Below are 22862 nucleotides of genomic sequence, written 5' to 3'. Positions count from 1 at the left end.
AGCGCGATCGCATTCTGGTTGGCGAGCACTTTCGCATAATTCAACACTATGGAATGCCGCCAACCCATGAAGCGCAAGAACATCCTCTTCATCATGGCCGATCAGATGGCCGCGCCGCTGTTGCCTTTCTATGCCGCGAATTCGCCGATCAAACTGCCCCACCTGAGCCGCCTGGCGGAAACCGGCGTGGTGTTCGACGCCGCGTATTGCAACAGCCCGCTGTGCGCCCCTTCGCGGTTTACCCTGGTCAGCGGCCAGTTGCCCAGCAAGATCGGCGCCTATGACAACGCCGCCGACTTCCCCGCCGACGTACCCACTTATGCCCATTACCTGCGCCGCCTGGGCTACCGCACGGCGCTGTCGGGCAAGATGCATTTCTGCGGCCCGGACCAGTTGCACGGCTATGAAGAGCGCCTGACCAGTGACATTTACCCGGCCGACTATGGCTGGGCGGTGAACTGGGACGAGCCGGACGTGCGCCCCAGCTGGTATCACAACATGTCCTCGGTGTTGCAGGCCGGGCCGTGCGTGCGTACCAACCAGCTGGATTTCGATGAAGAGGTGGTGTTCAAGGCACAGCAGTATCTGTACGACCATGTGCGCGAAAGCGGCGAGCAGCCGTTCTGCCTGACCGTGTCCATGACCCACCCGCATGACCCGTACACGATCCCCAAGCGTTTCTGGGACCTGTACCGCGACGAAGACATCCCGCTGCCAGCCAATGTGCCGGGCCAGCACGAACTGGACCCGCACTCCCAGCGCCTGCTCAAGGTTTACGACCTGTGGGACAAGCCGCTGCCTGTGGACAAGATTCGCGATGCCCGCCGCGCCTACTTCGGCGCGTGCAGCTACATCGACAGCAATGTCGGCAAGCTGCTGGAAACCCTGGCCGACACGGGCCTGGCCGAGGACACCATCATCGTCTTCTCCGGCGACCACGGCGACATGCTGGGCGAGCGGGGGCTCTGGTACAAGATGCATTGGTTCGAGATGTCGGCGCGGGTGCCGCTGCTGGTGTGCGCACCGGGCCAGTTCCAGGCCGGGCGAGTGAGCGCGGCGGTATCGACGGCCGACTTGCTGCCTACGCTGGTGGAAATGGCCGGCGGTACTGTCGATCCACTGTTGCCGCTGGATGGCCGCTCGTTGCTGAGTCACCTGCAAGGGCAGGGCGGCCATGACGAGGTGTTCGGCGAGTACATGGCCGAAGGCACCGTCGGCCCGCTGATGATGATTCGTCGCGGCGATTTCAAATTTATCTACAGCGAGGACGACCCTTGCCTACTCTACGACGTACGCCGCGACCCGCAGGAACGTGAGGACTTGAGCCAGTCACCTGAACACCAGGCACTGTTCACCGCACTGCTGGCCGAGGCGCGGGCCAAGTGGGACGTGCCGGCGATACGCCAACAGGTGCTCGCCAGCCAGCGTCGCCGCCGCCTGGTGGCCCAGGCCCTGAGCCTGGGCAAGCTGAAGAGCTGGGACCACCAGCCGCTGGTGGACGCCAGTCAGCAATACATGCGCAACCACATCGACCTGGACGATCTGGAGCGCAAGGCCCGTTATCCGCAACCCTGCCAAGACCAATAACGTTCGAGGGGAAGTCCGATGAAGTTATCCACACAGGTCGTATTCGCGCTGCTGACGGTGACCAGCCTGCACGCGCTGGCCGACGAGCAAAGCTGCAGCACGGTGAAGATGGCTGACCCGGGCTGGAGCGACATTGCTTCCACCAATGCCATCACCGGGCTGCTGCTCGATGGGCTGGGCTACAAGGCCAAGGTCGATACCCTGGCCGTGCCGATCACCTACGGCGGCCTGAAGGACGGCAAGGTGGATGTCTTTCTCGGCAATTGGATGCCGGCGCAACAGGGCTTCTACGACAAGTTCGTGGCCACGGGCGACGTCACCCAGTACAGCAAGAACCTGGAAGGCACCGAGTTCACGCTGGCGGTGCCGGACTATGTGTGGGACGCCGGTGTGCACAGCTTTGCCGACCTGAACAAACATGCCGAGCAGTTTGGCGGCAAGATCTACGGCATTGGCTCGGGGGCGCCGGCCAACCTGTCGATTCAGGAGATCATCAAGAAAAACGAGTTCGACCTGGGCAAGTGGAAGCTGGTGGAGTCCAGCGAGCAGGCGATGCTCTCGGAAGTGCGTCGGGCTGTGGATAAGAAGCGCTTCGTGGTGTTCCTGGGTTGGACGCCACACCCGATGAACGTCGAGATCAAGATGCACTACCTCACCGGCGGCGAGGCCTATTTCGGCAGCAGCGGCAGCGTCTACACCCTGACCCGCAAGGGTTATGCACAGGCCTGCCCGAATGTGGCGAAGCTGCTGGGCAACCTGAGCTTTACCCTGGACATGGAGAACAGCATCATGGCCGACGTGGTGAAGACCAAGGCCAGTTACCCCGATGCTGCCAGGAAGTGGATCAAGGCCAATCCTGCCGTGTTGGATAAGTGGCTGGAGGGGGTGAAGACTGTGGATGGCCAGGATTCCCTGCCTGCCGTAAAAGCCAAACTGTAACTCTGTAGCCGCTGCCGAAGGCTGCGCTGGCCCTCAACCCCACTGAAAATCTCCAGTGTACTGAAGGGCCAGCGCTGCCTGCGGCAGCGGCTACAGGTTTGATGTGAACATGAGGACCCCATGCGCGGTACCCGACTGCAAAAACTGCTGCCCTTCCTCACCTGGCTGCCACGCCAGACCCGCGCCAGCGTGGGGCGCGATGTGGTGGTGGGCCTCAGCGGCGCGATCCTGGCCTTGCCGCAATCCATCGCCTACGCGCTGATCGCCGGCCTGCCGCCCGAGTACGGCTTGTACGCCGCCATCATCCCCGTATTGATCGCCTGCCTGTGGGGCTCCTCCTGGCACCTGATCTGTGGCCCCACGGCGGCCATTTCCATCGTGCTGTACGCCAGCGTCAGCCCGCTGGCCGTGCCCGCCAGCAGCGACTACGTGACCCTGATCCTGTTGCTGACCTTCCTGGCCGGCATCTTCCAGTGGCTGCTGGGCATGCTGCGCTTCGGCGCGCTGGTGAACTTCGTCTCCCATTCGGTGGTGCTGGGCTTCACCCTGGGCGCCGCCATTGTCATCGCCATCGGCCAGCTGCCGAGCCTGATGGGCATTCAACTGAGCAGCCAGGCCACCGCCTTGGCCAGCCTGACCAATCTGGTCCAGCATATTGCGGAGCTGGACCGGTCGTCATTGCTGCTGGGCCTGTTCACCCTGGTGCTGGGCGTGCTGCTCAAGGCGCTGGTGCCGCGTTGGCCGACGTTGCTGATTGCACTGGTCAGCGGCAGCCTGCTGGCCGCGTTGTGGCCATCGATGTTCGGCCATGTGCAGCGAGTCAGCGCGTTCGTGGGGCAGTTGCCACCGTTTAGCCCGTTGCCTACCGACCCTGCGCTGGTGCTGAGACTGCTGCCCAGCGCGGTGGCGGTGGGGATGCTGGGGTTGGTGACCAGCCTGTCGATTGCCCGCTCGATCTCTGCACGTTCGCAACAGTTGCTCGATGCTAACCAGGAAGTCCGCGCTCAGGGGCTGTCCAATATCGTCGGCGCATTCTTTTCCGGCTCGCTGTCGGCGGGCTCTTTCACCCGCTCGGGCCTGAGCTACGACGCAGGCGCCTGTTCGCCGCTGGCCGGGATGTTTTCGGCGATGTGGGTGGCGCTGTTCGCCGTGACCGGAGCACATCTGATCGCCCAGATCCCGATCCCGGCCATGGCCGGCAGCATCCTGCTGATCAGCTGGGGCTTGATCGACCATCGTGGCATTCGGGCGTTGTTCCGGGTCAGCCGCCCGGAGTTCGTGGTGATGACCCTGACCTGCCTGGCCACCTTGCTGCTGGAGTTGCAGACGGCGATCTATGCCGGGGTGCTGGCTTCGCTGTTCTTCTACCTCAAGCGCACTTCGCAGCCACGGGTGCAGCAATGGCGCGATGGCGATGAGGAAGTGCTGCGGGTAGGCGGTTCGATCTTCTTCGGCGCCAGCCATTACCTGCAGGTGCGGCTGCAACGCGCCCAGGGCCAGCACGTAGTGATCGACGCCCAGCAGATCAACTTCATCGATTATTCAGGGGTGGAGATGCTGCATCAGGAAGCGCGCCGCCTGCGCGCCCAGGACCGCAGCCTGACCCTGCGCCACGCACGGGCGCAGGTGGTGGAGGAGTTGCACAAGCTGGAAGGGGCAGCGCACTGCCCGATCCGCTTCGAGCCTTAACCGGCAGCCATTTCCTGGCGCAGGGTGGCCATGACGGCCTTGGAGTCCGGCGTCACGCCGCGCCAGTAGGTGAACGCCTCGGCAGCTTGTTCCACCAGCATGCCAAAGCCGTCCAGCGCCTGGGCGGCGCCATGTTCGGCGGCCCAGCGGCAGAACGGCGTGGGCTCCTTGCCGTACATCATGTCGTAGCACACGGTGACGCCCGGCTGGATCAGGCTGCTGCTGATCGGCGGCAGGTCGCCGGCCAGGCTGGCCGAGGTGGCGTTGATGATGATATCCACAGGCTCTTCCAGCCAGTCGAAACCGCTGGCGGCCACCGGGCCCAGGCCGGCGAAAATCTGCGCCAGCAGTTCAGCCTTGTCGACGGTGCGGTTGGCGATGACCAGCGACACCGGCTTCTGCTCCAGCAGCGATTCCACCACGCCACGCACGGCGCCACCGGCACCCAGCAGCAAGATGCGCTTGCCCGCCAGGCTGACACCGGCGTTGTTGATCAGGTCGCGCACCAGGCCCACGCCGTCGGTGTTGTCACCGCGCAGGGTGCCGTCGGGCAGACGGGTCAGCATGTTCACCGCGCCAGCACGCTCGGCGCGTGGGGTCAGCACGCTGCACAGGCGGAAGGCGTCTTCCTTGAAGGGCAACGTCACGTTGGCGCCCAGGCCGTCCTGGAAGAACTCGCGCGCGTTGCCGGCGAAGTCGTCCAGCGGCGCCAGGCGCGCGCCGTATTCCATGGTCTGGCCAGTCTGCTCGGCAAACAGGCGGTGGATGGCAGGCGACTTGCTGTGGCCAATCGGGTTACCGAAGACGACGTAGCGATCCATTCAGGCGGTTCCTAATCAAGGGCAGGCAATAAAAGGGTTATCCACAGCGGCCATCAGGCCTGGCCAAGCCAGTCGCGGTCGGTCAGGTAGTACTCGGTCAGCAGCGCTTCTTCGCTGCCCGGTACGGCCTTCCAGTCATAGCCCCAGCGCACCTGGGGTGGCAGCGACATGAGGATCGACTCGGTACGCCCGCCTGACTGCAGGCCGAACAGGGTGCCACGGTCGTACACCAGGTTGAACTCCACGTAGCGGCCACGGCGGAATTCCTGGAATTCGCGCTGTTGCGGGGTGTAGGCCGCAGCCTTGCGACGCTGGACGATGGGCAGGTAGGCCTCGATGAAAGCATCGCCAATGGCGCGCATGAAGGCGAAGCTGGTGTCGAAGTCCCACTCGTTCAGGTCGTCGAAGAACAGGCCGCCCACGCCGCGTGGTTCGTTGCGGTGCTTGATGTGGAAGTAGCGGTCGCACCAGGCCTTGTAGCGCGGGTACACATCCTCGCCAAACGGCGCGCAGGCGCGCTCGGCCACGCGGTGCCAGTGGATGCAGTCGTCTTCATTGCCGTAGTAGGGGGTCAGGTCGAAGCCGCCGCCGAACCACCACACCGGCTCCTCGCCTTCTTTCTCGGCGATGAAGAAGCGCACGTTGGCGTGGGAGGTCGGTACGTGGGGGTTGTGCGGGTGGATCACCAGCGACACGCCCAGGGCTTCGAAGCCACGGCCGGCCAGTTCCGGACGATGGGCGCTGGCCGACGGCGGCAGGCCGCTGCCGAAGACGTGGGAGAAGTTGACCCCGCCTTTTTCGATCACCGCGCCGTTTTCGATCACTCGGGTACGGCCGCCGCCACCGGCTGCGCGGGTCCAGGCGTCCTCGACGAAGCGGGCGCCGCCGTCTTCGGTTTCAAGGGCGTGGCAAATCCGCTCTTGCAGGTCGAGCAGGTAGGCTTTTACGGCTTCGGTGCGGGTAGTCATGGCATCACCTTGTAACGGGCAAAGGCCGGGCAGCGCTGGGGATTACCGCCGCCCGAGAGCAAATTCGGCGCGTAGCATAGCACCGGTGGCCCGCTTTGAGCGGTTGACGGCGCGCAGACAAAAGCGTCCGATAGGGGCTTTCCCTGCCCGGTTAAGGAGATTGCAGATGGCCAAACGTATCCAGTTCAGCGCTAACGGTGGTCCGGAAGTCCTCGAGTTCGTCGATTTCCAGCCGGCCGAGCCAGGCCCACAGGAAGTGCGGGTGCGCAACAAGGCCATCGGCCTGAACTACATCGACACCTATTACCGCAGCGGCCTGTACCCGGTGCCATCGTTGCCGTCGGGGCAGGGCACCGAAGGTGCAGGCGTGGTGGAGGCGATAGGCAGCGAAGTAACCTCGGTCAAGGTCGGCGATCGCGTGGCCTACGCCGGTGGCCCGCTGGGCGCCTACAGCGAAGTGCACACCCTGCCGGCTGCGGTGCTGGTGAAGCTGCCCGACGCCATCAGCTTCGAGCAGGCCGCCGCCGTGATGCTCAAGGGCCTGACCGTGCAGTACCTGTTCCGCCAGACCTACGAGCTCAAGCGGGACGAAACCATCCTGTTCCACGCGGCCGCGGGCGGCGTGGGCTCCCTGGCGTGCCAGTGGGCAAAAGCGATTGGCGCCAAGCTGATCGGCACTGTCAGCTCGCCTGAGAAGGCAGCGCGGGCCAAGGAGCTGGGCGCGTGGGAAACCATCGACTACAGCCATGAGGACGTGACCAAGCGCGTGCTGGAACTGACCGACGGCAAAAAATGCCAAGTGGTGTATGACGGCGTGGGCAAGGACACCTGGGAAACGTCGCTGGACTGCGTGGAGCCGCGGGGGCTGGTGGTCAGCTTCGGCAATGCGTCCGGTGCGGTCAGCGGTGTGAACCTGGGCATCCTGGCGTCGAAGGGTTCGCTGTATGTGACCCGTCCGACTTTGGCTACCTATGCCACGGCGGGCACCTTGCAGGCCATGGCTGACGAGCTGTTCGGCATGATCACCAGCGGCAAGCTGCACGTGGAGATCAGCCAGCGTTACCCGCTGGCCGAGGCAGCCAAGGCGCAGACCGAGCTGTCGGCACGCCGTACCATGGGCTCGACGATTCTGCTGCCATAAAACCGTAGCCGCTGCCGCCAGGCTGCGCTGGCCCCGTGCCTCACTGAAAATCTTCAGGATTCACACCGGCCAGCGCAGCCTTCGGCAGCGGCTACACGGTGCAAACGTCTCTACGGGCGGATGACTTCGCCGGTGACCAGATCACGAATCACGCTGGGGCTCTTGCGCCCACCCAGGGCGCCGGTCAGCACCACATCCACTTCACCCCGGAAATACTGCTCGATGCGCAGGCGCGTCATGGCCGGCGGGCGGCCCGCTGGGTTGGCGGAGGTGGACACGATCGGCCCCACCAGCGAGCACAGCTCACGCACCAGCGGATGATCGCTGACACGTATCGCCACACTGTTGTGCTTGCCGGTAATCCACTCGGGCAGCAACCCCTGGTGCGGCACCAGCCACGTGTTGGGGCCTGGCCAGGTGCTGGCCATGCGGTCGATCCAGGCCTCGGGGAAGTCCTCGAACAGGAAATCGAACTGACGGATGTTGTCAGCCACCAGGATCAGGCCCTTTTCCACAGGCCGCGCCTTGATCGCCAACAACCGGTACACCGCCTCCTCGTCCCAAGGGTTGCACCCCAGGCCCCAAACCGCTTCGGTTGGATAGGCAATCACCGCGCCTGCCTTCACATCACGCGCGGCTTGTTGCACACGCCAACTGCTCACCATCATTGCTACTCCGCTTGAATGCTTTGAGCAGTGTACTTAGCTAATCCGCGCAAACCAACGCCCGGCCTCGTTGACCACGCGCCCTTCAAGCTCCAGCTCGGTCAGGGCTTGCAACACCTTGGGCAACGGCCAGGCACTGGAGCGCACCAAGGCCTCGCTGCTTTGCGGCGCGGCATGCAGCAGCGCCAGCAACGGGTGGTCCGGCTCGGGACAGGTCGCCGCTACCCGTTGCCAGCCCCGCAAGGGTTCCAGGATGTGCTCCACGGTCTCCACCAACTGCGCCCCGTCACGAATCAACTGGTGACAACCTTTGGCCCCGGGGTGATGAATGGAGCCCGGAATGGCATACACCTCGCGGCCCTGCTCGTTGGCCAGGCGGGCAGTGATCAGCGAACCGCTGGCCAGGCTGGCCTCCACCACCAGCACGCCCAGGGACAGGCCGCTGATGATACGGTTGCGCCGCGGGAAGTTGGCCGCCACTGGCCCGGCGTCCAGCGGAAACTCGGAAACCACCGCGCTGCCCGACGCCGCCATCTGCGCCGCGAGGGCCCTGTGCCGCTGTGGATAAAGTTTTTGGATGCCCGTGCCGAGCACCCCGATTGTCTGCCCGCCGACGTCCAGGGCGGCCTGGTGAGCGGCGCCATCGACACCCGCTGCCAGGCCGCTGGTGATGACAAAACCGGCCTTGGCCAGGCTGCGGGAAAACGCAGCGGCAGTGTCCAGCCCCGGGCGTGAAGCCCGGCGGCTGCCAACGATCGCCAGCTGCGGTTTCTCCAGAATGGCAGGGTCGCCAGCGACAAACAGCAGGGGTGGGGCGGCGCTGGTTTCGGCCAGCAGGGCGGGGTAGCCAGGGTCGTCCCACATCAGCAAATGCTGGCCCGGATGCTCTAGCCAGGCCATCGCAGCCCGTGCGCCGGCCTTGATGTCGGCACTGTCGCGGGCCTCGCAGGCTACCGCAGAAAGATTAAGTTTGCGCCACACCGACAACGGCCCGCGCAAGGCCTCGGCGGCCGTGCCGAAGGTCTCGAGCAGTTGATGGAAGCGCTTGGGGCCGGTATCGGGCAGACGATGAAGGCGCAGGCGCGCCTCCAGTTCGTCGACGGGAAGTGAAGCGTTGGCAAAGAGTGGCATCTGATCATCCTTGATTCAGGCCCCTGTGCAGCGGCAGGTAAAAGCTGTGGATAACTCTGTTGGTAACTGTTTAACAACTTTCCCGGATGGTCAGGGATTTTTCACCTTGTCCATCACTGCCAGGGAGCGATTGGCGTTGAGCACTAAACCATAGCTGAGCTTTTGATAAGTGCGGAACACCATCAACAGGCCGGCCCGTTCGTCGGGTATTTTCACCTGCTCACCAGTCACCCGGTCACGCACCGTCTCACCGGTCTTGTAGATCGCCAACACGTTGCCTTCCTGCAAACCATCGCGGCTGCCACGGTCCAGGGTAACTACGTCGTACTTGCCGATTTGTGTAACACCCCGTGGCACATCCAGGATGGTGCCGCTGATGGCACGGCTGGGCGCGCTGGGCAGGAATGTGGAGTTCACCGGCCGCTCTTCGCTGACGAACAGGCGATCGCCCAGGCGCACTTCCTCGCTGGAACGCTGCAGGTTCAGGGTGGCGATATCGCCTTCGGTGGCCACGATTTCGCCGCCGCCCATGTTGTCGGCGTTCACCCCCAGTTGCTCGTGGGTGACAGGGTCGGTGTAGACCTTGCCCTGACGGAAGATGCCGTACGAGGCGTGGGACGGATCGAAGGTGCCACGGGCGTAGATGCGGTCGCCCATGCCGCTGACCACGCGCTCACCCTGGCCTGCAACAATGTACGGCGCCTGCTGGAAGGCTTCGGTGCTGTCCAGGATACGGTTGCTGAGCAGGAAAGCGTTGATCGACTGCAGTGGAATGCTGGGGATGGCGTCGGCCACCGGCGTGCTACGCACATGGGGTGACAGCTTGATAGTGCCGCGTGAACCGCCACGCTCCAGCATCAGTTGCGGCTGGCCGTTGACGTAGCTGAGCACCAGCGAGTCGCCCGGGTAGATCAGATCAGGGTTGGCGATTTGCGGGTTGGCGTGCCAAATCTGTGGCCACTGCCAGGGTTCACGCAAAAATTTGCCGGAAATGTCCCAAAGTGTGTCGCCCTGAACCACAGTGTAGCGCTGTGGATAACCGTCCTTGAGCTGCACATCGGCGTTGGCCAGGCCGGCGCACGCCATGAGCAGCAGGGCGAGTAGTGATTTCCTCATGCCGTGAATCCCTTTATTATGTACGTTCACGTGAAACGCAGCCGTTTACGGCCCTTCTCCCTGGGAGAACGTTTGACAGGCAGACCGCCCCCAACCTTGCGCGGCTGCTACCTTTGACTTTACCTCACAGTGCAGCAATTACGCATATGGCTATTTTAAACATCCTCGAATTTCCAGACTCGCGTCTGCGCACCATCGCCAAGCCTGTGGCCGTGGTGGACGACGAAGTTCGCCAGTTGGTCGATGACATGTTTGAAACCATGTACGAAGCGCCTGGCATCGGCCTGGCCGCTACCCAGGTCAACGTGCACAAGCGCGTGGTGGTGATGGACCTGAGTGAAGATCGTAGCGCGCCCATGGTGTTCATCAACCCAGAGTTCGAGTCGCTGACCGAAGAGATGGGCCAATACCAGGAAGGCTGCCTGTCGGTACCCGGCTTCTACGAGAACGTCGACCGCCCGCAGCGCGTCAAGATCAAGGCCCTGGACCGTGATGGCAAGGCCTATGAGCTGATCGCCGAAGGCCTGCTGGCCGTGTGCATCCAGCACGAATGCGACCACCTCAACGGCAAGCTCTTCGTTGATTACCTGTCTACGCTCAAGCGTGACCGCATCAAGAAGAAGCTGGAAAAAGCCCACCGCCAGCAAGCTTGATCCCTCACATTCCAAAGGCTTGCCACGGCAAGCCTTTTTCTTTTCCAGCGAGTAATCCATGAGCATGCGCATCGTCTTCGCGGGCACGCCCGAATTTGCCGCCGAACACCTCAAGGCCCTGCTGGCCAGCCCGTATGAAGTGGTCGCCGTGTACACCCAGCCGGATCGTCCTGCCGGGCGTGGCCAGAAACTGATGCCCAGCCCGGTCAAGCAACTGGCCCTGGAACACAACATCCCGGTGCTGCAACCGCCGACCCTGCGCAACGAAGAGGCCCAGGCTGAACTGGCCGCGCTCAAGCCCGACCTGATGGTGGTAGTTGCCTACGGCCTGATCCTGCCGCAGGTGGTGCTGGATATCCCGCGCCTGGGCTGCATCAACAGCCACGCCTCGCTGCTGCCACGCTGGCGCGGTGCCGCGCCGATCCAGCGCGCCGTGCAGGCGGGCGATGCCGAAAGCGGCGTGACCGTGATGCGCATGGAAGCGGGCCTGGACACCGGGCCGATGCTGCTCAAGGTCAGCACCGCGATCACTGCCCAGGACACGGGCGGCAGCCTGCACGACCGCCTGGCGCAGATGGGCCCGCCGGCCGTGATCGAAGCCATCGGCGGCCTGGCCGCAGGTACCCTGGCTGGCGAAGTGCAAAACGACGAACTGGCCACCTACGCCCACAAACTCAACAAGGACGAGGCACGCATTGACTGGAGCCAGCCGGCCGAGGTGCTGGAGCGCCTGGTACGCGCCTTCTTCCCATGGCCGATCTGCCACAGCACGCTCAATGGCGAAGCCGTGAAGGTGCTGGCCGCCACCACCTGCGAAGGGCAGGGCGCGCCGGGCACCATCCTGGGCGCCAGCAAGGACGGCCTGGTGGTGGCCTGCGGCGAGCAGGCGCTGTGCCTGACCCGCCTGCAGTTCCCGGGCGGCAAGCCGCTGAACTTCAGTGACCTGTTCAACAGCCGCCGCGAGAAATTCGCCGTCCGCGCGGTGCTGGGCCAATGAACCCGCGTCTCGCCGCCGCCCGCGCCCTGGCCGCCGTACTCAGCGGCAAGGCCTCGCTGAACAGCTCGCTGCCCCTGCAACTGGACAAGGTCGAGGCCCGCGACCGCGGCTTCACCCAAGACCTGGCCTTCGGCACCGCCCGCTGGCAGCCGCGCCTGTCGGCCCTGGCCGAAAAGCTGCTGCAAAAGCCTTTCAAAGCCGCCGATGCTGACGTCGAGGCGCTGATGCTGGTCGGCCTCTACCAGCTGTTCTACACCCGCGTGCCGGCCCACGCCGCCATCGGTGAAACCGTGGGCTGCGCCGACAAGCTCAAGAAGCCCTGGGCCAAGGCGCTGCTCAACGCCGTGCTGCGCCGTGCCCAGCGTGAAGGCAACGACCTGCTGGCCGAGATGGAGCGCGACCCGGTGGTACGCACCGCCCACCCGCGCTGGCTGCAGAAGTCGCTGAAAGCTTTCTGGCCGCAGCAGTGGGAAGCCATCTGCGCCGCCAACAACGCTCACCCGCCGATGATTCTGCGGGTCAATCGTCGCCACAACAGCCGCGATGCCTACCTGGACCTGCTCAAGCAGGCCGAGGTGAACGCCAGCGCTTGCCAGTACAGCCGTGACGGCATCGTCCTGGAACAAGCCTGCGACGTGCGTGATCTACCCGGCTTCGGCGACGGCTGGATCAGCGTGCAGGATGAGGCCGCGCAATTGGCCGCCGACCTGCTGGACCTGGCCCCCGGCCAGCGCGTGCTGGACGCCTGCTGCGCCCCCGGCGGCAAGACCTGCCACCTGCTGGAAGCCGAACCTGCGCTCAAAGGCGTGGTAGCCATCGACCTGGAAGCCAAGCGCCTGGTGCGCGTGCGCGAGAATCTCGACCGCCTCAAGCTCGATGCCCAGCTGATTGCCTGCGACGCCCGGGAAACCGGCCAGTGGTGGGACGGCCAGACCTTTAACCGCATCCTGCTGGACGCGCCGTGCTCGGCCACCGGCGTTATCCGCCGCCACCCGGACATCAAGCTGACCCGTCAGCCTGACGACATCCAGGCCCTGGCCACGCTGCAAGGCGAACTGCTGGACGCCCTGTGGCCCACACTGGAAGTAGGCGGCGTGCTGCTGTACGCCACCTGCTCGACGCTGCCCACCGAGAACACCGAAGTGATCGAAGCCTTCCTGGCCCGCACCCCCGGCGCTCGCGAACTGGACCTGGCCACCGCCGCCGGCATCAAGCAGCCCCACGGTCGCCAGTTGCTGGCGCAGGAAGGCGGCCACGATGGCTTCTACTATGCCAAGCTGATCAAGATCGCGGCGCATCGCCCGAGCTGACGGGAGTAACGGATGAAGATCATCATCCTGGGTGCCGGCCAAGTCGGCGGCACCCTGGCCGAGCACCTGGCCGGCGAGGCCAATGACATCACCGTGGTGGACACCGACGGCGACCGCCTGCGCAGCCTGGGCGACCGCCTGGACATCCGCACCGTGCAGGGCCACGCCTCGTTCCCCACGGTGTTGCTAAAAGCCGGCGCCGAAGACGCCGACATGCTGGTGGCGGTGACCAACAGCGACGAAACCAACATGATCGCCTGCCAGGTGGCGCACACGCTGTACCACACGCCCACCAAGATCGCCCGGGTGCGGGCGGCGGCCTACCTGACCCGCGACACCCTGTTCGACAACGACGCCATCCCGGTGGACGTGCTGATCAGCCCTGAACAGCTGGTGACCCACTACATCAAGCGCCTGATCGAAATCCCCGGCGCGCTGCAGGTGATAGACTTCGCCGGTGGCAAAGCGCAGCTGATCGCCGTCAAAGCCTTCTACGGCGGCCCTTTGGTGGGCCAGCAACTGCGTCAGATCCGCGAACACATGCCCAACGTCGAAACCCGGGTGGCGGCGATCTTCCGTCGCGACCGGGCGATATTGCCGCGTGGCGACACGGTGGTTGAGGCCGATGACGAGGTGTTCTTCATCGCCGCCCGCGAGGACATTCGTGCGGTGATGGGAGAGTTGCGTGGCGTGGACGAGAGCAACAAGCGCGTGGTGATCGCCGGCGGCGGGCAGATCGGCGAGCGTCTGGCCGAGGCCATCGAAAGCCGCTACCAGGTGAAGATCATCGAGATGAGCCCGGCGCGCTGCCGGCACCTGTCCGACACGCTCAATAGCACGGTCATCCTGCAAGGCAGCGCCTCGGACCGCGACCTGATGGTGGAAGAGAACATCGCCCAGGCCGATATCTTCCTGGCCCTGACCAACGACGACGAGGCCAACATCATGTCGTCGCTGCTGGCCAAGCGCCTGGGTGCGCGCAAGGTGATGACCATCATCAACAACCCCGCCTACGTGGACCTGGTGCAGGGCGGCGAGATCGATATCGCCATCAGCCCGCAGCTGGCCACCATCGGCACCCTGCTGGCCCACGTGCGCCGCGGCGACATTGTCAGCGTGCACTCGCTGCGCCGTGGCGCGGCCGAGGCCATCGAGGCGGTGGCCCATGGTGATGCGAAATCCAGCAAGGTGGTGGGCCGCGCCATCGAGAACATCGCCTTGCCGTCCGGCACCACCATCGGCGCCATCATCCGTGACGAAGAAGTGATCATTGCCCGCGGCACCACGGTGATCGAGGCGGGCGACCATGTGATCCTGTTCGTTGTGGATAAAAAGTACATTCGTGACGTGGAGAAGCTGTTCCACGTTGGGTTGAGTTTCTTCTAAAAGGATTACCGCGTGCTCGAATCACTGGAGAAGATGCTGGCCAAGGGTGTGGATAACGCACTGCTGCGCTTTGGGCTGGGCAAGGGTTACCTGGACCTGGGCGAGCCTGCCAAGGCGGCGCAGCACCTGGCCCGTTGCGTGGAACAGGACCCCAAGTATTCGGCGGCGTGGAAGCTGTTGGGCAAGGCGTTGCAGGGGCAGGGTGATGCGGCGGGTGCCAGGGCGGCGTGGCAGCAGGGGATCACTGCCGCGCAGGCCCATGGTGACAAACAGGCCGAGAAGGAAATGAGCGTGTTCCTGAAAAAGCTGGATCGCACCGCGCCTTAACCGACACAACGCGGCGCCTGTGACGCGGCCTGGCGGCCGCTGCTACAAGGTCAGCCGCACCGCCGTCCTGTAGCAGCAACTGTCTATGTGGGAGCGGGTTCTACCCGCGAAAAGCACACCGCGGCGTATCAGGAAGTCCGCGTGCCCTTCTTCGCGGGTAGAACCCGCTCCCACAGGAGTGGTGTAGCAAGCTGCCGAAGGCGGCGTCAGTACCAGCGCGTCTCGCCGGCAGGGCGCTTCTTGAAGCGCTTCATGCTCCACATGTACTGGCTTGGGTAAGCCCGCACATACTTGGCAATCACTTCACTCATCGCCGCCACCGAGGTCTCGGTGTCGGTGCTGTACATCGCCTCGGGCGCCGCTTCCAGGATCACCTTGAAGCCCGAACCATCCGGCAGCCGCAAGGCATGCAGGAACACGCCCACCGCCTTGCCACCCGCCAGCATGTTGGGCACAAACTTGCTGGTCAGCGCCTGCGTCCCCAGGAACGGCACGAACACGCCCGCCGATTCCGCCGGCTCCGGGTCGGCCGGGATGCCCACCTGGCCGCCCTTGCGCACTTCCTTGATGACGCTGAGGATGCCTTCCTTGGTGGACGCCGCCACGCGGTTGCCCAGTTGCACGCGCTGTTTCTGCAATAATTCATCCACCGCCTTGAGCTTGGGCGGGCGATAGAAAATGATCGGTTTGCACTGCATGCAATAGAAGTGGTTCAGCACTTCCCAGTTGCCCAGGTGGCTGGTGATGCCGACCACGCCCTTGCCCGAAGCCAGCGCCTGCTCCAGCACTTCCAGCCCCTGCACTTCGCGCACCAGCTTCAGCGACTTCTCGGCCGGCCAGATCCAGGCGCAGGCGCTCTCGGTCAGGCTCTTGCCAATGTCCATCATGCTCTGGCCCACCAGGCGCTCGCGCGCGGCAGCATCGAGTTCGGGGAAACACTTGGCCAGGTTGATGCGCACAATTTCCCGCGACCGGTTCGGCAGCTTCCAGGTCAGCCAGCCAATGGCCGAACCCACGGCCTCGACGGCGCGCCAGGGCAGCATGGCAAACAATTTCAGGGCCCCGACCATCAGGGCACCTTTGAACTTATCCACAGACCACTCCTTTCTTCAGCAAGGCGCCATTGTAACCGTCAGTGGCACAAAGCGGCGTAGCGATCACAATCCTGGGTGTGGTCCATCACCATGCCCGACGCCTGCATGAAGGCGTAGCAGATGGTCGGCCCCACAAAGGTGAAGCCGGCTTTCTTCAACGCCTTGCTCATGGCTTCGGCTTCCGGGGTCTGCGTGGGGATGTGGCTGCGGTCGGGGAAATGGTTGATGCGCGGCTTGCCGCCGACGAATGACCACAGCAGCGCCACCGGATCGTCAAGTTTCAACCAGGCCTGGGCGTTCTGCCGCGCCGCCTTGATCTTCAGGCGATTGCGAATGATGCCGGGGTCGAGCATGCGCTCTTCCACCTCGGCGTCGGTCATGCGCGCCAGCCGCTGCGGGTCAAAGCCGAACATCACCTTGCGGTAGTGCTCGCGCTTTTTCAGCACGGTGATCCACGACAGGCCAGCCTGGCAGCCTTCCAGCAGCAGCAATTCAAACAGACGACCGGGGTCACGCAGCTCAACCCCCCATTCTTCGTCATGATAAGCCTGGTAGATCGGCTCATCCGAGCACCAAAAGCAGCGTGGCATAAGGCTCCATGGGTAGAGGTGAGGGCGAATCGGGGTATACTCCCGCTCTTTATATTCGCAGCCCTAGAAACAGGTGAATTTCGTGAGCCAGCCTACGCCAGCCGTGCGTACCTTCCAAGACTTGATCCTCGCGCTCCAGCAATACTGGGCCGAGCAAGGTTGTGTGGTGCTTCAGCCCTACGATATGGAAGTAGGCGCCGGTACTTTTCATACCGCCACGTTCCTGCGCGCCGTAGGCCCGGAAAACTGGAACGCCGCCTATGTGCAGCCAAGCCGCCGTCCGGGTGACGGCCGTTATGGCGAGAACCCCAACCGCCTGCAGCACTACTACCAGTTCCAGGTGGTCCTCAAGCCAAACCCGGAGAACTTCCAGGAGCTGTACCTGGGCTCGCTGAAGCACATCGGCCTGGACCCGCTGGTCCACGATATCCGCTTCGTCGAAGACAACTGGGAATCGCCGACCCTGGGCGCCTGGGGCCTGGGCTGGGAAATCTGGCTCAACGGCATGGAAGTCACTCAGTTCACCTACTTCCAGCAGGTAGGCGGCATCGAGTGCTACCCGGTGACCGGCGAAATCACCTACGGCCTGGAGCGCCTGGCCATGTACCTGCAGGGCGTGGACTCGGTCTACGACCTGGTATGGACTGACGGCCCGTTCGGCAAGGTGACCTACGGCGACGTGTTCCACCAGAACGAGGTGGAGCAGTCCACCTACAACTTCGAACACGCCAACGTCGACAAGCTGTTCGAACTGTTCGACTTCTACGAAAGCGAAGCCAACCGCCTGATCGAGCTGGAGCTGCCGCTGCCGACCTACGAAATGGTCCTGAAAGCGTCGCACACCTTCAACCTGCTCGATGCCCGTCGCGCGATCTCGGTCACCGCCCGCCAGCAGTACATCCTGCGCGTGCGCACCCTGGCCCGCGCCGTGGCGCAAAGCTACCTGCAAGCCCGCGCCAAGCTGGGCTTCCCCATGGCGTCCCCTGATCTGCGTGATGAAGTGTTGGCTAAGCTGGAGGCTGCACAATGAGTGCTCAAGATTTCCTGGTTGAACTGGGCACCGAAGAGCTGCCACCCAAGGCCCTGAACACCCTGGGTGACGCCTTCCTGAGCGGCATCGAAAAAGGCCTGCAGGCTGCCGGCCTGAACTTCACCGCCAAGAAGGTGTACGCCGCGCCGCGTCGCCTGGCCGTGCTGATCAGCGGCCTGGACACCCAGCAGCCTGATCGCAGCATCAACCTCGACGGCCCGCCACGTCAGGCCGCCTTTGACGCTGAAGGCAACCCGACCCAAGCGGCCCTGGGCTTCGCCAAGAAGTGCGGCGTCGACCTGGCCGAAATCGACCAGAGCGGCCCCAAGCTGCGTTTCAGCCAGCGCATCGTCGGCAAGCCGACCGCCTCGCTGCTGCCGACCATCGTCGAAGATTCGCTCAACGACCTGCCGATCCCCAAGCGCATGCGCTGGGGTGCCCGCAAGGTCGAGTTCGTGCGTCCGACCCAATGGCTGGTGATGCTGCTGGGTGACCAAGTGGTGGATTGCACCATCCTGGCCCAGAAAGCCGGTCGCGAGTCCCGTGGCCACCGCTTCCACCACCCGGAAAATGTACGCATCAGCGCCCCGGCCAACTACGCCGAAGACCTGCGCAAGGCCTACGTGCTGGCTGACGCCGCCGAGCGTCGCGACATCATCAGCAAGCGCACTGCCGAGCTGGCCATGCAGCAGGAAGGCACCGCCATCGTGCCACCGGCCCTGCTGGACGAAGTAACCGCCCTGGTCGAATGGCCAGTGCCGCTGGTGTGCTCGTTCGAAGAGCGTTTCCTGGAAGTGCCTCAGGAAGCCCTGATCACCACCATGCAGGACAACCAGAAGTACTTCTGCCTGCTCGACGTGGACGGCAAGCTGCTGCCGCGCTTCATCACCGTGGCCAACGTGGAAAGCAAGGACCCTAGCCAGATCGTGCTGGGCAACGAGAAAGTCGTGCGCCCACGCCTGACCGACGCCGAGTTCTTCTTCAAGCAGGACAAGAAGCAGCCGCTGGAAAGCTTCAACGAACGCCTCAAGAACGTGGTGTTCCAGGCCCAGCTGGGCAGCGTCTACGACAAGGCCGTGCGCGTTTCCAAGCTCGCCGCCTTCATCGCCCCGCTGATCGGCGGCGACGCCCAGCGCGCTGCCCGTGCCGGCCTGCTGTCCAAGTGCGACCTGGCCACCGAGATGGTCGGCGAGTTCCCCGAGATGCAAGGTGTAGCCGGTTACTACTACGCCCTGAACGACGGTGAGCCGGACGACGTTGCCCTGGCCCTGAACGAGCAGTACATGCCGCGTGGCGCTGGCGCAGACCTTCCAAGCACCCTGACCGGTGCCGCCGTGGCCATCGCCGACAAGCTGGACACCCTGGTGGGCATCTTCGGCATCGGCATGCTGCCTACCGGCAGCAAAGACCCGTACGCCCTGCGCCGTGCCGCCCTGGGCGTGCTGCGTATCCTGATCGAGAAGCAGCTGGACCTGGACCTGGAAAAGGCCGTGGCCTTCGCCGTGTCCGCGTTCGGTGCCAACGTCAAGGCCGCTGGCCTGGCTGGCCAGGTGCTGGAATTTGTCTTTGACCGCCTGCGTGCGCGTTACGAAGACGAAGGCACCGACGTCGCTACTTACCTGTCGGTACGCGCCCTGAACCCGACTTCGGCACTGGACTTCGACCAGCGCGTGCAGGCCGTTCAGGCCTTCCGCAAGCTGCCGGAAGCTGCTGCCCTGGCCGCGGTGAACAAGCGCGTGTCCAACCTGCTGAGCAAGGCTGAAGGCTCCATCGCCGCCACCGTTGAGCCCAAGTACTTCGACAACGCCAACGAGTTCTCGCTGTACTCGGCCATCCAGCAGGCCGACCAGGCCGTGCAACCGATGGCAGCTGCCCGTCAGTACAACGAAGCACTCACCCGCCTGGCCGCCCTGCGCGAGCCGGTGGATGCGTTCTTCGAAGCCGTGATGGTCAACGCCGAAGACGCCAAGGTACGCGCCAACCGCTACGCCCTGCTGTCGCGTCTGCGTGGGCTGTTCCTGGGCGTTGCCGACATTTCGCTGCTGGGGTAAGCCTTGAAGCTGGTGATACTGGACCGCGACGGGGTCATCAATGAAGACTCCGACGCCTACATCAAGTCGGTAGAGGAATGGATTCCGATCCCCGGGTCCATCGACGCCATTGCACAGTTGAGCAAGGCCGGCTGGACGGTTGCCGTGGCAACCAACCAGTCGGGCATTGCTCGCGGTTACTACGACCTGGCCACCCTGGACGCCATGCACGCGCGCTTGCGCCTGCTGGTGGCCGAGCAGGGTGGCGAAGTCGGGTTGATCGTCTATTGTCCCCATGGCCCCGACGAGGGCTGCGATTGCCGCAAACCTCGCCCGGGCATGCTCAAGACCATCGCCGCCCATTACCAGGCCGACCTGGCCGGGTTGTGGTTCGTGGGTGATAGTAAGGGTGACCTGGAAGCTGCGCTGGCCGTCGACTCTCAACCTGTTCTGGTGAAAACCGGGAAAGGCTGCAAGACCCTGGACAAGGGCTTGCCGGAGGGGACGCTGATTTTCGATGATCTGGCTGCTGTAGCCAGAGCACTTATCCACACCTAGGGCGTCGTTGAATCCCTGATCATTACCGTGCCGCACTGCGGCCGGTGGTGTCGGCGGTTCGCAGGCGCACTTTTAACAGGCGGGTTCGCCCGCAACGGTACAAGCCGCTATGTCGACACTGCAGGCGATCAGAATTTTCGTCTTCTACTTGCTGCTGGGCACCAGCTCGCTGCTGTGGTGCACCCTGAGCTTCTTTATTGCTCCCTTTCTTTCGTTTCCGGCCCGTTATCGTTTCATCAACGTGTACTGGTGCCGCTGCGCATTGTTCCTGACCCGGACCATCCTCAACATCCACGTCAAGGTGACGGGTGCCGAGCATGTGCCCGAGCGGCGCTGCGTAATCGTTTCCAACCACCAGAGCACCTGGGAAACGTTTTTCCTTTCCGCTTATTTCCAGCCCTTGAGCCAGGTGCTCAAGCGCGAACTGTTGTACGTGCCGTTCTTCGGCTGGGCCATGGCCATGCTGCGGCCTATCGCCATTGACCGTGACAACCCCAAGGCAGCCCTGAAAGTAGTGGCCGCCAAGGGCGACGAACTGCTCAAGGACAATGTCTGGGTGCTGATTTTCCCTGAGGGCACCCGCGTGCCGTTCGGCAAGATCGGCAAGTTCTCGCGCAGCGGCTCGGCCCTGGCGGTAAACGCCGAGCTGCCGGTGCTGCCGATTGCCCACAACGCCGGCAAGTACTGGCCCAAGGAAGGCTGGGGCAAGCGCGCCGGCACCATCGAGGTAGTGATTGGCGCGCCGATGTACGCCAACGGCACCGGCCCACGTGCCATTGCCGAGCTCAATGACCGGGTAGCTGCCTGGAACGAGCAAACCCAGCGCGCCTTGGGTTCGCTGCCGGAAAACCCCGAGGTGGTGGACACTCCGGCTGTCGGCTGATCTGTGGATAACTTGTGTACAGTATTTGGATCATTTCCAAAAAACGTTCGTAAGTTGTTAATTTTAAACCTTATTTCAGCACGCGATGGCGCAATGCAAAACGTGCATAAGTTTTTCGAAGCATAAAAAAACCGGCCTTGATTGCCGGTTTTTTTATGCCTGTGAATCCCCTGTAGCCGCTGCCGCCAGGCTGCGCTGGCCCTCAAGTACGCTCCAGATCTTCAGCGTAAGTCGGGGCCAGCGCAGCCTGGCGGCAGCGGCTACAGGGCTTCAGACTTTATCCAGATCGACCCCGCGGGTTTCCTTGAGGCAGAACAGCCCCACCACCAGGCTCACGCCCGTCACCAGCACCGGGTACCACAGGCCATAGAAGATATCCCCGGTGTACACCACCAGCGCAAACGACACCGTGGGCAGGAAGCCGCCGAACCAGCCATTGCCAATGTGATACGGCAGCGACAGCGAGGTGTAGCGGATACGCGTGGGGAACAGTTCCACCATCACCGCCGCCAGCGGCCCATAAGTCATGGTGGCAATCAGGATCATGGCAACAATCAACAGCACCACCATCGGCTGGTTCACCAGGCTGGGGTCAGCCTTGGCCGGGTAACCCGCCGCCGTCACTGCTGCGCGCATGGCGGCTTCGTCGTAGCCATCAATGCGCTTGTCACCGATGGTCACCACCACCGGGTTGGCCGCATCCGCCGGCGCCGAGGAGTAGGGCAGGCCCTGCTTGACCAGGAACGTCTTGACCTTGTCGCACGGGCTGTCGAAACGCGCCTTGCCCACCGGGTCGAACTGGAAGGTGCAGCCGGACGGGTCAGCCATTACCGTGATCGGTGCCTGGCGGCTGGCCTGGTCGATTTGCGGGTTGGCATAGTGGCTCAGGGCCTTGAACAGCGGGAAGTACAGCAGGGTGGCCAGCAGCAGCCCGGTCATCAGGATAGGCTTGCGGCCAATGCGGTCCGACAGCCAGCCGCAGATGACGAAGAACGGCGCACCAATGATCACGCTGATGATCAGCAGGCTGTTGGCCTGGGTGGGGTCCATCTTCAGCATCTGGGTCATGAAGAACAACACGTAGAACTGCGCGCAGTAGAAGGTCACCGCTTGGCCGGCGTTGATGCTGAACAGCGCGATCAGCACGATCTTGAGGTTCTGCCAGGAGCCGAACGACTCCTTGATCGGCGACTTGCTGGTCTTGCCTTCGGCCTTCATGCGGGTGAAGGTCGGCGACTCATGCAGGCTCATGCGAATCCAGGTGGATACGCCCAGCAGGATGATCGACAGCAGGAAGGGCAGGCGCCAGCCCCAGGTCTCGAACGCATCACCTGTGAGGTAGCGGCACGCCAGCACCACCAGCAAGGACAACAGCAGCCCGAGCGTGGCAGTGGATTGAATCCAGCCCGTATGCAACCCGCGCTTGCCGGCTGGGGCGTGCTCGGCCACATAGGTCGCTGCGCCGCCATACTCACCGCCCAGCGCCAGCCCCTGCAGCATGCGCAGGCATACCAGGATGATGGGCGCGGCGATGCCGATGCTGCTATAGGTGGGCAACAGCCCCACGGCGAAAGTCGACACACCCATCAGCACAATGGTCATCAGGAAGGTGTACTTGCGGCCGATCATGTCCCCCAGCCGGCCAAACACTAGGGCGCCGAAAGGGCGTACCAGGAAGCCGGCGGCAAACGCCATCAGGGCAAAAATGAACGCCGTGGTCTCGTTCACTCCGGCAAAGAACTGCTTACTGATCACCGCCGCCAGGGCGCCATACAGAAAAAAGTCGTACCACTCGAATACGGTTCCGAGCGATGAAGCGAAGATGATTTTCTTGTCTTCCCGCGCTGCGCTGGGCGCCAGCGCAGCGCCCTGATCCTGTATGTAATCCGCCATGTCGTTGTCCTTTCAGCCCTTGGGGCACAGTGATTATTGTTGTTGTCCACTGCC

The 22862-nt window shown here is 63.6% G+C and carries 21 protein-coding genes; 13 read left to right on the top strand and 8 right to left on the bottom strand.

The features are described from left to right. Window positions 1-66: 66 nt before the first annotated feature. The 3 genes from betC to ACZ9GA_RS28715 all read left to right on the top strand — a co-directional run bounded on the left by betC (window position 67) and on the right by ACZ9GA_RS28715 (window position 4215). On the top strand, window positions 67-1587 hold the full coding sequence (gene betC / locus ACZ9GA_RS28725) for a choline-sulfatase (RefSeq protein WP_457358989.1): 1521 nt from the start codon (window positions 67-69) through the stop codon (window positions 1585-1587). Window positions 1588-1605: 18 nt separating this feature from the next. Beyond that, window positions 1606-2526 (top strand): choline ABC transporter substrate-binding protein, encoded by a 921-nt coding sequence (locus tag ACZ9GA_RS28720; RefSeq protein WP_457358991.1) that lies wholly within the window; start codon window positions 1606-1608, stop codon window positions 2524-2526. A 120-nt stretch (window positions 2527-2646) separates the two neighbouring features. Next, window positions 2647-4215: a SulP family inorganic anion transporter gene (locus ACZ9GA_RS28715; RefSeq protein ID WP_457358993.1), complete on the top strand. Its 1569-nt coding sequence runs from the start codon at window positions 2647-2649 to the stop codon at window positions 4213-4215. On the opposite strand, the gene aroE is transcribed toward ACZ9GA_RS28715, so the two are convergent. Further along, entirely contained in the window at window positions 4212-5036 is an 825-nt protein-coding gene (aroE, locus tag ACZ9GA_RS28710) for a shikimate dehydrogenase (RefSeq protein ID WP_457358995.1), read from the bottom strand. The two genes, ACZ9GA_RS28715 and aroE, sit on opposite strands and share 4 nt — an antisense overlap. A gap of 53 nt (window positions 5037-5089) precedes the next feature. Next, window positions 5090-6004 (bottom strand): oxygen-dependent coproporphyrinogen oxidase, encoded by a 915-nt coding sequence (gene hemF / locus ACZ9GA_RS28705; protein WP_455920932.1) that lies wholly within the window; start codon window positions 6002-6004, stop codon window positions 5090-5092. A gap of 166 nt (window positions 6005-6170) precedes the next feature. On the opposite strand from hemF, the gene ACZ9GA_RS28700 reads away from it, so the two are divergent. Beyond that, the gene (locus tag ACZ9GA_RS28700; protein ID WP_457358997.1) at window positions 6171-7145 is read left to right on the top strand and encodes an NADPH:quinone reductase; all 975 of its coding nucleotides are present in this window, start codon (window positions 6171-6173) and stop codon (window positions 7143-7145) included. 110 nt (window positions 7146-7255) lie between these two features. On the opposite strand, the gene tsaC is transcribed toward ACZ9GA_RS28700, so the two are convergent. From tsaC to ACZ9GA_RS28685, 3 genes are all read right to left on the bottom strand, one after another. Continuing rightward, the gene (tsaC, locus tag ACZ9GA_RS28695) at window positions 7256-7810 is read right to left on the bottom strand and encodes an L-threonylcarbamoyladenylate synthase type 1 TsaC (RefSeq protein WP_027980959.1); all 555 of its coding nucleotides are present in this window, start codon (window positions 7808-7810) and stop codon (window positions 7256-7258) included. 36 nt (window positions 7811-7846) lie between these two features. Further along, window positions 7847-8941, bottom strand: a complete 1095-nt coding sequence (gene dprA / locus ACZ9GA_RS28690; protein WP_457358999.1) for a DNA-processing protein DprA — start codon at window positions 8939-8941, stop codon at window positions 7847-7849. 90 nt (window positions 8942-9031) lie between these two features. Then, on the bottom strand, window positions 9032-10057 hold the full coding sequence (locus ACZ9GA_RS28685; RefSeq protein WP_457359001.1) for a LysM peptidoglycan-binding domain-containing protein: 1026 nt from the start codon (window positions 10055-10057) through the stop codon (window positions 9032-9034). A 146-nt stretch (window positions 10058-10203) separates the two neighbouring features. Here ACZ9GA_RS28685 and def point away from each other — a divergent pair, with 146 nt between their 5' ends. The 5 genes from def to ACZ9GA_RS28660 are packed head-to-tail and all read left to right on the top strand — an operon-like array spanning window position 10204 to window position 14730. Then, window positions 10204-10710, top strand: coding sequence for a peptide deformylase (gene def / locus ACZ9GA_RS28680; RefSeq protein ID WP_457359003.1), 507 nt, complete (start codon window positions 10204-10206; stop codon window positions 10708-10710). A gap of 58 nt (window positions 10711-10768) precedes the next feature. Beyond that, window positions 10769-11707 (top strand): methionyl-tRNA formyltransferase, encoded by a 939-nt coding sequence (gene fmt / locus ACZ9GA_RS28675; protein ID WP_457359004.1) that lies wholly within the window; start codon window positions 10769-10771, stop codon window positions 11705-11707. Then, on the top strand, window positions 11704-13017 hold the full coding sequence (rsmB, locus tag ACZ9GA_RS28670; protein WP_457359006.1) for a 16S rRNA (cytosine(967)-C(5))-methyltransferase RsmB: 1314 nt from the start codon (window positions 11704-11706) through the stop codon (window positions 13015-13017). Before fmt ends, rsmB begins: the two co-directional genes overlap by 4 nt. 12 nt (window positions 13018-13029) lie before the next feature. Beyond that, on the top strand, window positions 13030-14403 hold the full coding sequence (gene trkA / locus ACZ9GA_RS28665; RefSeq protein ID WP_457359008.1) for a Trk system potassium transporter TrkA: 1374 nt from the start codon (window positions 13030-13032) through the stop codon (window positions 14401-14403). A gap of 33 nt (window positions 14404-14436) precedes the next feature. After that, a complete protein-coding gene (locus tag ACZ9GA_RS28660; RefSeq protein ID WP_476227688.1) occupies window positions 14437-14730 on the top strand; it encodes a tetratricopeptide repeat protein in 294 nt (97 codons plus the stop codon). A gap of 206 nt (window positions 14731-14936) precedes the next feature. Here the strand turns inward: ACZ9GA_RS28660 and ACZ9GA_RS28655 are convergent, their stop codons facing one another. Both ACZ9GA_RS28655 and ACZ9GA_RS28650 read right to left on the bottom strand, forming a co-directional pair. Continuing rightward, window positions 14937-15824: a lysophospholipid acyltransferase gene (locus ACZ9GA_RS28655; RefSeq protein WP_457359012.1), complete on the bottom strand. Its 888-nt coding sequence runs from the start codon at window positions 15822-15824 to the stop codon at window positions 14937-14939. A 38-nt stretch (window positions 15825-15862) separates the two neighbouring features. Continuing rightward, window positions 15863-16414: a DNA-3-methyladenine glycosylase I gene (locus ACZ9GA_RS28650; RefSeq protein WP_455920925.1), complete on the bottom strand. Its 552-nt coding sequence runs from the start codon at window positions 16412-16414 to the stop codon at window positions 15863-15865. 82 nt (window positions 16415-16496) lie between these two features. Between ACZ9GA_RS28650 and glyQ the strand changes: the two genes are divergently transcribed. The 4 genes from glyQ (at window position 16497) to ACZ9GA_RS28630 (ending at window position 20915) form a co-directional block, all read left to right on the top strand. Next, complete coding sequence (gene glyQ, locus ACZ9GA_RS28645) at window positions 16497-17444, top strand: glycine--tRNA ligase subunit alpha (RefSeq protein ID WP_455920924.1); 948 nt, start codon at window positions 16497-16499, stop codon at window positions 17442-17444. Beyond that, window positions 17441-19495: a glycine--tRNA ligase subunit beta gene (gene glyS / locus ACZ9GA_RS28640; protein WP_457359014.1), complete on the top strand. Its 2055-nt coding sequence runs from the start codon at window positions 17441-17443 to the stop codon at window positions 19493-19495. The genes glyQ and glyS overlap by 4 nt, the downstream gene beginning before the upstream one ends. 3 nt (window positions 19496-19498) lie before the next feature. After that, window positions 19499-20032 (top strand): D-glycero-beta-D-manno-heptose 1,7-bisphosphate 7-phosphatase, encoded by a 534-nt coding sequence (gene gmhB / locus ACZ9GA_RS28635; protein WP_027980947.1) that lies wholly within the window; start codon window positions 19499-19501, stop codon window positions 20030-20032. Window positions 20033-20141: 109 nt separating this feature from the next. After that, entirely contained in the window at window positions 20142-20915 is a 774-nt protein-coding gene (locus ACZ9GA_RS28630) for a lysophospholipid acyltransferase family protein (protein WP_457359016.1), read from the top strand. A 270-nt stretch (window positions 20916-21185) separates the two neighbouring features. Here ACZ9GA_RS28630 and ACZ9GA_RS28625 read toward each other — a convergent pair whose 3' ends face one another. Further along, complete coding sequence (locus tag ACZ9GA_RS28625; protein ID WP_457359018.1) at window positions 21186-22808, bottom strand: MFS transporter; 1623 nt, start codon at window positions 22806-22808, stop codon at window positions 21186-21188. Window positions 22809-22862: the final 54 nt, after the last annotated feature.

It is taken from the genome of Pseudomonas sp. TE3644, assembly GCF_056278815.1.
The sequence above is the reverse complement of the archived record's forward strand: the minus strand, read 5'-3'. Positions and strand labels throughout refer to the sequence as shown.

Coding starts and splice junctions, on each gene's coding strand:
- betC (WP_457358989.1), top strand. CDS start 67: ATGAAGCGCAAGAACATCCTCTTCATCATGGCCGATCAGATGGCCGCG.
- ACZ9GA_RS28720 (WP_457358991.1), top strand. CDS start 1,606: ATGAAGTTATCCACACAGGTCGTATTCGCGCTGCTGACGGTGACCAGC.
- ACZ9GA_RS28715 (WP_457358993.1), top strand. CDS start 2,647: ATGCGCGGTACCCGACTGCAAAAACTGCTGCCCTTCCTCACCTGGCTG.
- aroE (WP_457358995.1), bottom strand. CDS start 5,036: ATGGATCGCTACGTCGTCTTCGGTAACCCGATTGGCCACAGCAAGTCG.
- hemF (WP_455920932.1), bottom strand. CDS start 6,004: ATGACTACCCGCACCGAAGCCGTAAAAGCCTACCTGCTCGACCTGCAA.
- ACZ9GA_RS28700 (WP_457358997.1), top strand. CDS start 6,171: ATGGCCAAACGTATCCAGTTCAGCGCTAACGGTGGTCCGGAAGTCCTC.
- tsaC (WP_027980959.1), bottom strand. CDS start 7,810: ATGGTGAGCAGTTGGCGTGTGCAACAAGCCGCGCGTGATGTGAAGGCA.
- dprA (WP_457358999.1), bottom strand. CDS start 8,941: ATGCCACTCTTTGCCAACGCTTCACTTCCCGTCGACGAACTGGAGGCG.
- ACZ9GA_RS28685 (WP_457359001.1), bottom strand. CDS start 10,057: ATGAGGAAATCACTACTCGCCCTGCTGCTCATGGCGTGCGCCGGCCTG.
- def (WP_457359003.1), top strand. CDS start 10,204: ATGGCTATTTTAAACATCCTCGAATTTCCAGACTCGCGTCTGCGCACC.
- fmt (WP_457359004.1), top strand. CDS start 10,769: ATGAGCATGCGCATCGTCTTCGCGGGCACGCCCGAATTTGCCGCCGAA.
- rsmB (WP_457359006.1), top strand. CDS start 11,704: ATGAACCCGCGTCTCGCCGCCGCCCGCGCCCTGGCCGCCGTACTCAGC.
- trkA (WP_457359008.1), top strand. CDS start 13,030: ATGAAGATCATCATCCTGGGTGCCGGCCAAGTCGGCGGCACCCTGGCC.
- ACZ9GA_RS28660 (WP_476227688.1), top strand. CDS start 14,437: ATGCTGGCCAAGGGTGTGGATAACGCACTGCTGCGCTTTGGGCTGGGC.
- ACZ9GA_RS28650 (WP_455920925.1), bottom strand. CDS start 16,414: ATGCCACGCTGCTTTTGGTGCTCGGATGAGCCGATCTACCAGGCTTAT.
- glyS (WP_457359014.1), top strand. CDS start 17,441: ATGAGTGCTCAAGATTTCCTGGTTGAACTGGGCACCGAAGAGCTGCCA.
- ACZ9GA_RS28630 (WP_457359016.1), top strand. CDS start 20,142: ATGTCGACACTGCAGGCGATCAGAATTTTCGTCTTCTACTTGCTGCTG.
- ACZ9GA_RS28625 (WP_457359018.1), bottom strand. CDS start 22,808: ATGGCGGATTACATACAGGATCAGGGCGCTGCGCTGGCGCCCAGCGCA.